Below are 7,823 nucleotides of genomic sequence, written 5' to 3'. Positions count from 1 at the left end.
GTGAGCGCCGCGACCCTGCTGGAGTCCACTCCGCCGCCCCGGCCCCCGGCCTCCCACGGCCCCGCCACGCACACCGCCATGGAACCGCACCCCGGCGAGCCGGGTAGCCGCAAGTTCGTCTGGATCGCCGTGGTGGGTGTGCTCATCGTGGTCGGCGGCGTGGTCGCCGCCATGCTCAATTCCGGTGGCGGCGAAGGCGGTTCGGGCACCGACGCGGGCGGCCCCACCACCTCGAAGGTGACCGGCACCCCGCAGGCCACCGAGGATTCGGTGGCGCTCGGCTCGGCGCGCAATGTCGGCACCGTCGGCATCGGCCAGGCCGGCAGCGCCATCGAGGACTTCTACAACGCGCTGCTCGCCAAGAACTACGGCTCGGCGTGGGCCATGCTGACCCCTGCCGCGCAGGCGGTGTACGGCGGGCAGAGCGATTTCCGCGAGTACTGGGAAGCCAACCCGATCAACGGTTATCGCGATATCTCCGGCCAGAACGACAGTGCCGGCGCGGCCGATATGCGGCTGGCGAACCTGACCTACGGCGGCAAGTCCAAGCCGTTCGACCTGCGCGTGGTCGATCCCGGCAGCGGTTCGCTACAGATCGACAGCAACACCAAATAGCGGCGACACCGGGTGGCGACAGACCGGCGGCGGGCGACGCGATCACCCGCCGCTCTCGTTGGCCCCGTGTCGTGTTCGGTCCCGCGTCGTGTCAGGTCCCGCACGACCGCTCGATTCTCGGATCTGGCATGCCACTAGATCGGCGACGTGCTGCACCGCACACTCACTGCTGGCATTCACGAACCCCACCGTGAACTCCTACATTCTCGTTGTCCCGCTCGGCTTTTCGTGACGGGTCGGCTTCCGTGAGGGTTTTGTGAGGGATCAGCGTTCTGTGGCCGATCAACGTCTCGTGGTGGCGGCGGGTGCGTCGATGCTGGTGAGCAGCCGCAGCGCCACCTCGCTGGTGGAGCCCCGCTCCACCGTGTGGGCGACCAGCCCCTGATCGGGATCGTCGGGCAGGCGCAGGGTTTCGTAGCCGAGATCGATGCGGCCCACCATCGGGTGGCGGTACACGTAGCGCCCGTGGGTCTTGTCCTTGATGTCGTGACGCCGCCACAGTTCGGCGAATTCCGCACTGTCCCGGCACATGTCGTCGATCAGGGCGGTGACGGCCGGATCGCCGGGATTGCGGGCGGCGTCCAGGCGTAGATAGGCGACCACGTCGGCGGCCTTGGCGGGCCAGTCCTCGTAGAGGTCGCGCATGCCCTCGTCCAGGAACACCAGCCGGGTGAGATTGCGCTCGTGCGGCGGCAGCGCGCCGAAGTCGGTGAGCAGTACGGCGGCCGCGCGATTCCACGCCAGCACCGCCGTACCGCGGCCGACGATGTAGGCGGGCACCTCCGGAGCCGCCTCCAACAGCCGCAGCAGCCCGGGCCGCACCCGCTGCGCACCCGGCGTCTCCGCACCCGCCCAGGGCCGTGCCAGGCGATACAGGTGCTCGTGTTCCACCGGATCCAGCCGCAGCGCGCGGGCGACCGCGTCCAGCACCGATTCCGAGAAGTGCAGGGTGCGGCCCTGTTCCAGCCGCACATAGTGATCCACGCTGACCCCGGCCAGCAGCGCCAACTCCTCGCGCCGCAGACCCGGCACCCGCCGCCGCACCCCGTGGTCGATCAACCCCACCTGGTCCGGTCGCAACCGCGCGCGCCGGGAGCGCAGGAATTCACCGAGTTCCGCCCGTCGATCCAAGACCATGCGTCCAGTATCCGAGCCGCGCGCCGGACCGTCCTGGTCCTGCGGTGCCCAGGCTGGTGCGGCGCTGTTTCGGCGCGGCGTGGCGGACGAGTGTGGCCATCGTGGCCGGAACCGATCCGGCCTCGAACAGGAGAGTCGAATGCACGCCACCCGCCCGCTCGGCGACACCGGCATGGACATCACCCCGCTCGGCCTCGGCACCTGGGTCATCTCGGGAGCCGGTTGGCAGTACTCGTGGGGAGCCACCGATGACGCCGACTCCATCGCCGCCATCACCCACGCGGTGCGCAGCGGCATCAACTGGCTCGATACCGCGCCCGCCTACGGGCTCGGCCATGCGGAGGAACTGGTCGGTCGCGCCCTGACCGAGCTGCCGGAGGCCGACCGCCCCTACCTCTTCACCAAGACCGGCCTCATCTGGGAATCCGGCGACGACCGCACCGGACCACCGCGCCGCATCATGCGCCCCGACACCGTGCGCGCCGAACTCGAGGCGTCACTGCGCCGCCTGCGCGTCGACCACATCGACCTCTACCAGGTGCACTGGCCCGACACCGGCGAGTTGTTCGTCTACCAGGGCGAGGCCGAGGTTTCCGCCGCCGCCACCCCGCTGGCGGAGTACTGGCAGGTCATGGCCGATCTGAAGAAGGAGGGCAAGGTCCGCGCCATCGGACTGTCGAATCACGATGCGGCACAGCTGGACGTCGCCGAATCCATCGCGCACGTGGACGCGATCCAGCCGCCGTTCTCGGCGCTCAATCGCACGGCCGCACCCGAGATCGCCTGGGCGCGAGCACACAACACCGGCGTGATCGTCTACTCGCCGCTCCAGTCCGGCCTGCTGACCGGTGCGTTCCACGCCGACCGGGTGCTCGCGCCCGACGACTGGCGCAGCGGCAGCCCGGATTTCACCACCGACCTGCCCGCCAACCTCGCCCTGGTGGACGCGCTGCGCCCCATCGCGGCCCGCTACGACCTGAGCGTGGCCGAAGTAGCCCTCGCCTGGGCCACCGCCTGGCCGGGCGTCACCGGGGCCATCGTCGGTGCGCGCACCCCGACGCAGATCGACGGCTGGATCGGCGCTCGCGAGCTGGCGCTGACCGCGGCCGACCTCGACGAGATCGCCACCGCCATCACCACCACCGGCGCGGGCACCGGCCCCGCCCGCCCCTGACCCGCAAGGAGACGACATCATGACCCTGCACGTCATCGCCGAATTTCGCGCCCACACCGGTCGGGAGGACCGGCTGCGCACCGCGCTCGAGGGCATGATCGAGCCGTCGTTGGCGGAGTCCGGCTGCCTGGCCTACCGGCCGTTCGTGGACCCCAACGACGCCGCCCACATGGTGCTGGTGGAAGAGTGGACCGGGGCCGCCGCGCTGGACGAGCATTTCGAGACCCCCCACTTCCACCATGTGCGGGACGTACTCGACGACGTCCTGGCCGAGCCGATGGTCATCCGCCGACTCGTGGCCGAGTGAGGTCCGCGCCTACCGGCTCGGTATCCGCTCGAAGCGCAGGGTGGTGATGCCGATATTCAGGACGTCCCCGTGCGACAGCGTGACGTGGTCGGTGATCTGAGCGCCGTTCACGTACACCCCGTTCACCGATCGCAGGTCGTGGATCACCACCCCGGTGCCACGCAGCACCAGGCGGGCGTGGGTGCGGCTGACCCGTGGATCGTCCAGCACCAGATCGTTGTCCCGGGTGCGGCCGATGCGCAGGCCGCACGCGGGCACCAGCAGCACCCGGCCGTCGGAAAGTCGCAGTGCCGCAATCGAATCGGATTCCACACCGACCGGATCGACGGTGGGGCGATGTGGTCGCCGTAGCGGGATGGGCGGACGGTGGTGACGGATGGTGCCGCGCCGGGCATCGGTCTCCGGATCTGTGTTCACTCCAGCTCCTCGGACTATCGTCGGCGCATCGGGTGACAGGCGTCCGGTGCCGTTCGGAGGATCCGGCCGCGTCCACCCTCGGCACCGCGCGCTCGGAGCAGATCGTTCGGCTCGAATCCCGGTCACGCCGCGTAATTCGCGCCACTGTCGATGGTATCGGGCGCACCGGTCCGGTACGCCCGCCTCCGAGCGGCGGAAACACAACGGTGACCCGCGAGAATCGGCCGTGACGGCGGCGTCTCGGCGCGGATGCGCGCGCCGTTCACCCCCATGACCAGCGGGTCGCCCGCGTCGCGCGGCCGCCGGAAACCCGCTGGCGTGGGCCGGATAGGCTGTCAAGTGGACGAATCGGGTGTTCACGCCCCGTTCGGCAACCTCGATCAGCACAGACCGATCAGCACAGACAAGGACTGCACAGCGCTATGACAAGCCGCATCGAGCTCGCCCGCGTGGATCTGCGCGGACGTACGCCCACCGCTGCTGAACTTCGCTCGGCACTGCCGCGCGGGGGAGTGGACGTGGACTCGGTGCTGCATCACGTGCGGCCGGTCGTGGCGGCCATCCGCGATCGGGGCGTCGCGGCGGCGCAGGAGTTCAGCGCGAAGTTCGACGGGGTGACCCCCGACAGCGTGCGGGTACCCGCCGCCGAACTCGACCGGGCCCTGTCCGAACTGGACCCGGCCGTGCGCGCCGCCCTCGAGGTCGCCATCGAGCGCACCCGCGTCGTACACGCCGATCAGCGCCGCACCGACGCGACCACCGAGGTGGTGCCCGGCGGCACCGTCACCGAACGGTGGGTGCCCGTCGAGCGCGTCGGCCTGTACGTGCCGGGCGGCAATGCCGTCTACCCGTCCAGCGTGGTCATGAACGTGGTGCCCGCGCAGGCCGCCGGGGTGGAATCCCTGGTGGTGGCCTCGCCGCCGCAGGCCCGCTGCGGCGGCCTGCCGCACCCGACCATTCTGGCCGCCGCCAAGCTGCTCGGTGTCGAGGAGGTGTGGGCGGTCGGCGGCGCGCAGGCCGTGGCGCTGCTGTCCTACGGCGGCACCGATACCGACGGCGCGCAGCTGGCACCGGTCGACATGATCACCGGACCCGGCAATATCTACGTCACCGCCGCCAAGCGGCTGTGCCGCGGCCTGGTCGGCATCGACGCCGAGGCCGGGCCCACCGAGATCGCCATCCTGGCCGACGCCACCGCCGATCCGGCGCATGTGGCCGCCGACCTCATCTCGCAGGCCGAACACGATGTCCTGGCCGCCAGCGTGCTGGTGACCGACAGCGCGGAACTGGCCGACGCTGTGGACGCGGCGCTGACCGCGCAACTGGCGGTGGTCAAGCACCACGACCGCGTGGTGGAGGCACTGTCGGGCAAGCAGTCCGGCACCGTGCTGGTCGACGATATCGACCAGGGGTTGCGCGTGGTGAACGCCTACGCGGCCGAGCATCTGGAGATCCAGACCGCCGACGCGGCCGCCGTGGCCGCCCGCGTCCGCAGCGCCGGAGCCGTTTTCGTGGGCGCGTGGTCGCCGGTCAGCCTCGGCGACTACTGCGCGGGCTCCAATCACGTGCTGCCCACCGCCGGATGCGCCCGGCACTCCTCGGGTTTGAGCGTGCAGACCTTCCTGCGCGGCATCCACGTGGTCGACTACTCCGAGTCGGCGCTGAAGGACGTCGCCGGACATGTGGTGGCCCTGGCGAACGCCGAGGATCTGCCCGCGCACGGGCAGGCCGTGCAGGTGCGTTTCGGAGCACTGTCGTGAGCGCGCGCACCGAGCCGACCGCGGCCGTTCCCGGTGCTGGCCTCACCCTCGAGGAACTGCCGCTGCGGGACAATCTGCGCGGCAAGAAGCCCTACGGCGCACCGCAGCTCACGGTGCCGGTACAGCTCAACACCAATGAGAACCCGCACCCGCCGAGCCGGGCGCTGGTCGACGACGTCGCCGAATCCATTCGCGCCGCGGCCGTCGACCTGCACCGCTACCCGGACCGCGACGCCGTGGCCCTGCGCGCCGATCTGGCCGCCTACCTGACCCGGCAGACCGGTGTCGCGGTGGACGTGTCGAATGTGTGGGCCGCCAACGGCTCCAACGAGATCCTGCAACAGCTGTTGCAGGCATTCGGCGGACCGGGGCGCAGCGCACTGGGTTTCGTGCCCTCCTACTCGATGCACCCGATCATCTCCGAGGGCATCGACACCGAATGGGTGGAGGCCAAGCGCGGCGGCGACTTCTCCCTCGATATCGACTACGCGGTCGGGGTGATCGCGCAGCGCCGCCCCGACGTGGTGTTCGTGACCAGCCCCAACAATCCGACGGGACACAGCATTCCGCTGGCCGACCTGGAGCGGATCCTCGACGCCGCCCCCGGCATCGTGGTGGTGGACGAGGCATACGGGGAGTTCTCCGCCGCGCCCTCGGCCATCACCCTGATCGACCGGTACCCGGCGAAACTCGTCGTCACCCGCACCATGTCCAAGGCGTTCGCCTTCGCGGGCGGACGGCTGGGCTATCTCGCCGCCGCACCCGCCGTCATCGACGCGCTGCTGCTGGTGCGGCTGCCCTACCACCTGTCGGTGGTGACGCAGGCCGCGGCGCGGGCGGCGCTGCGGCATGCCGACGAAACCCTCGGCAGCGTGGCCGAACTCGCGCGCCAACGCGATCGGGTGACGGCGGAACTGCGCACGATCGGCTTCGACGTCATCGGGTCCGACGCCAACTTCATCCTGTTCGGCTGCTTCGCCGATGCCCCGCGCGCCTGGCAGCGCTACCTCGACGAGGGTGTGCTCATTCGCGATGTCGGCATCCCCGGCTATCTGCGCGCCACCATCGGGCTGGCCGCGGAGAACGACGAATTCTTGCGCGCCAGCGAGAAATTGGCGGCCGAGGAGCTGATCGCCCGATGACCGTGTCCGATTCACCGCAGGAAGCGAGCATGGACCGAATCGCACGGGTGGAACGCACCACCCGGGAATCCAGCATCGTCGTCGAACTCAACCTCGACGGCTCCGGCAAGACCGACATCGCCACCGGCGTGCCGTTCTACGACCACATGCTGACCGCCTTCGGTCAGCACGGCAGCTTCGACCTGACCGTGCACGCCAAGGGCGATATCGAGATCGAGGCCCACCACACGGTGGAGGACACCGCCATCGTCATCGGGCAGGCGCTGCACCAGGCGCTCGGCGACAAGAAGGGCATCCGCCGCTTCGGCGACTGCTACATCCCCATGGACGAAACCCTCGCCCACGCGGTGGTGGACGTCTCCGGCCGCCCCTACTGCGTGCACACCGGGGAGCCGGAACACCTGCTGCACACCGTGATTCCGAGTGTGGGCCCGGGCGCGTCCTATTCGACGATCATCAATCGCCACGTCTTCGAATCCATCGCGCTCAATGCCCGCATCGCCCTGCACGTGCGCGTGCTCTACGGGCGCGACCAGCACCACATCACCGAGGCCGAGTTCAAGGCCGTGGCGCGGGCGTTGCGCGCCGCGGTGGAATACGATCCGCGCGTGAGCGGCATCCCCTCCACGAAGGGGGCGCTGTGAACACGACATCGCGTGGCGATTCCGTGGACGGCGGTGGCCGGGTGACGGGCGGGCGGACGAAGCGACTGGCCCTGCTCGACTACGGTTCGGGCAATCTGCACTCCGCCGAACGCGCCCTGGTGCGCGCCGGGGCCGAGGTCACCGTCACCGCCGATCCCGATATCGCGCTGAATGCCGACGGCCTCGTGGTCCCCGGCGTCGGCGCGTTCGCGGCCTGCATGGCGGGCCTGCGGGAGGTGCGCGGCGAGCGCATCATCGGCAAGCGGCTGGCGGGCGGGCGACCGGTGCTGGGCATCTGCGTGGGCATGCAGATCCTGTTCGAGCGCGGGGTCGAGCACGGCATCGAGACCGCGGGCTGCACCGAATGGCCCGGCACCGTGGAGCGCCTGGACGCCCCCGTGCTGCCGCACATGGGCTGGAACACCGTCCGGGCTCCCGAGGACAGCGTGCTGTTCGCGGGTATGGACGCCGACACCCGCTTCTACTTCGTGCACTCCTACGCCGCGCAGAAGTGGGAGTGGAACGGCGACGGCACCATCGCTCCGGCCAAACTGACCTGGGCCGAACACGGCGTCCCGTTCCTCGCCGCGGTGGAGAACGGCCCGCTGTCGGCCACCCAGTTCCACC

General features: G+C 70.2%; 8 protein-coding genes and 1 pseudogene. 7 read left to right on the top strand and 2 right to left on the bottom strand.

Translation table 11 applies throughout. From position 1 onward, the window contains the following. Positions 1–615 (top strand): annotated as a pseudogene (locus QK444_RS28345) (hypothetical protein); the annotation flags it as partial. Positions 616–897: 282 nt separating this feature from the next. On the opposite strand, the gene QK444_RS28340 reads toward QK444_RS28345, so the two are convergent. Further along, the gene (locus QK444_RS28340) at positions 898–1,752 is read right to left on the bottom strand and encodes a helix-turn-helix transcriptional regulator (protein WP_282785202.1); all 855 of its coding nucleotides are present in this window, start codon (positions 1,750–1,752) and stop codon (positions 898–900) included. 139 nt (positions 1,753–1,891) lie between these two features. Here QK444_RS28340 and QK444_RS28335 point away from each other — a divergent pair, with 139 nt between their 5' ends. Together QK444_RS28335 and QK444_RS28330 are read left to right on the top strand one after the other, a co-directional pair. Beyond that, complete coding sequence (locus QK444_RS28335) at positions 1,892–2,926, top strand: aldo/keto reductase (RefSeq protein ID WP_282785201.1); 1,035 nt, start codon at positions 1,892–1,894, stop codon at positions 2,924–2,926. A 19-nt stretch (positions 2,927–2,945) separates the two neighbouring features. Continuing rightward, a complete protein-coding gene (locus tag QK444_RS28330; protein WP_282785200.1) occupies positions 2,946–3,233 on the top strand; it encodes a putative quinol monooxygenase in 288 nt (95 codons plus the stop codon). Positions 3,234–3,242: 9 nt separating this feature from the next. Here the strand turns inward: QK444_RS28330 and QK444_RS28325 are convergent, their stop codons facing one another. Next, complete coding sequence (locus QK444_RS28325; protein ID WP_282785199.1) at positions 3,243–3,650, bottom strand: FHA domain-containing protein; 408 nt, start codon at positions 3,648–3,650, stop codon at positions 3,243–3,245. A gap of 422 nt (positions 3,651–4,072) precedes the next feature. Here QK444_RS28325 and hisD point away from each other — a divergent pair, with 422 nt between their 5' ends. The 4 genes from hisD to hisH form a co-directional block, all read left to right on the top strand. Beyond that, complete coding sequence (gene hisD / locus QK444_RS28320; RefSeq protein WP_282785198.1) at positions 4,073–5,410, top strand: histidinol dehydrogenase; 1,338 nt, start codon at positions 4,073–4,075, stop codon at positions 5,408–5,410. Further along, positions 5,407–6,552, top strand: coding sequence for a histidinol-phosphate transaminase (locus QK444_RS28315; protein ID WP_282785197.1), 1,146 nt, complete (start codon positions 5,407–5,409; stop codon positions 6,550–6,552). The genes hisD and QK444_RS28315 overlap by 4 nt, the downstream gene beginning before the upstream one ends. Positions 6,553–6,581: 29 nt before the next feature. Beyond that, the gene (hisB, locus tag QK444_RS28310; RefSeq protein ID WP_282785196.1) at positions 6,582–7,196 is read left to right on the top strand and encodes an imidazoleglycerol-phosphate dehydratase HisB; all 615 of its coding nucleotides are present in this window, start codon (positions 6,582–6,584) and stop codon (positions 7,194–7,196) included. A gap of 65 nt (positions 7,197–7,261) precedes the next feature. Continuing rightward, on the top strand, positions 7,262–7,823 hold a 562-nt coding region (gene hisH, locus QK444_RS28305; RefSeq protein ID WP_282785203.1), incomplete at its 3' end, for an imidazole glycerol phosphate synthase subunit HisH.

The sequence above is a fragment of the Nocardia sp. CC201C genome (assembly GCF_030010695.1).
GTDB classification, from domain to species: Bacteria; Actinomycetota; Actinomycetes; order Mycobacteriales; family Mycobacteriaceae; genus Nocardia; species Nocardia otitidiscaviarum.
Note: the sequence above shows the minus strand (reverse complement) of the source record. Positions and strands in the feature narration are given on the sequence as shown.